Source organism: Acidimangrovimonas sediminis, from assembly GCF_002871005.1.
GTDB lineage: Bacteria > Pseudomonadota > Alphaproteobacteria > Rhodobacterales > Rhodobacteraceae > Acidimangrovimonas > Acidimangrovimonas sediminis.
Map to the genome: position 1 here is coordinate 1 of NZ_PHSN01000092.1, position 463 is coordinate 463.

Sequence of the window (463 nt, forward strand, 5' to 3'; positions counted from 1 at the left end):
CACGACGACCTGATCGGCTGCGACATCCTGCTGAGCGGCGAAAGCAACGTGAACGGCACCGACGTCTTCGCCTCGCAGGCCTTCGCCCGGGTGATGGACCGCACGCGCGAGATCTACGACATCGTGGTGATCGACACCCCGCCGGTGCTGGTCGTCCCCGACGCCCGGGTGATCGCGCAGCTGGCGGACGCGGTTCTCTTCGTGGTCCGCTGGGATTCGACGCTGAAGGCCCAGGTCTCGGAGGGGCTCAAGATGCTCGAACTCGGCAACGCCCGGGTCGCGGGCCTGGCGCTGAACCAGATCAGCGCGAAGGGCATGAAAAGCTATGGCTACGGCGCCGAATACGGCGCCTATGCCGCCTACGGACAACGGTATTACACCGAATGACCCGGCCAGACCCGATAAAGCGGCAGGCCCGCAATGAGTGACGCATTCGCCTTCACCGAACCGGTCTGGACCACCC

At 65.4% G+C, this 463-nt stretch carries 1 protein-coding gene; it reads left to right on the forward strand.

All coding sequences use genetic code 11. The features are described from left to right. Positions 1-387 (forward strand): tyrosine-protein kinase family protein (locus tag CVV76_RS25115; RefSeq protein WP_408607899.1); only part of this gene is annotated, 387 nt, incomplete at its 5' end. Positions 388-463: the final 76 nt, after the last annotated feature.